Annotated in this window: 1 protein-coding gene; it reads right to left on the reverse strand. The window is 42.3% G+C overall.

Features of this window, described 5'->3' with window-relative positions:
- The coding region (locus CF394_RS14130; protein WP_279327667.1) for an EAL-associated domain-containing protein at nucleotides 1–265 on the reverse strand (265 nt) is incomplete at both ends.

The following is a 265-nucleotide window of genomic DNA, read 5'->3' on the forward strand; positions in this document are numbered from 1 at the left end:
TCATCCATCAGATAGGAAAACGTTCTGATCATTTCCCCCGTTTCGATATCGCTGTACAAATCGCTGAAAAACCCTTTTCTCATCGTTCTCATCCTCATGATATTCTCGAGAAAATAAGGGCGCCAGCTCCAATTTTTGCCGATGTACTCAGGCTGAAATATCCATGCTCCGTCATGCTTAAACACGTTTTTCGTCAGCTGAATACCGTCTTCATCGCACATGTAAATTCTAAAGCTGCAATCTGTCAGTTCTTTTCCGAGATTGA

The organism is Tetzosporium hominis (assembly GCF_002265435.1).
Taxonomy (GTDB): domain Bacteria; phylum Bacillota; class Bacilli; order Bacillales_A; family Planococcaceae; genus Chryseomicrobium; species Chryseomicrobium hominis.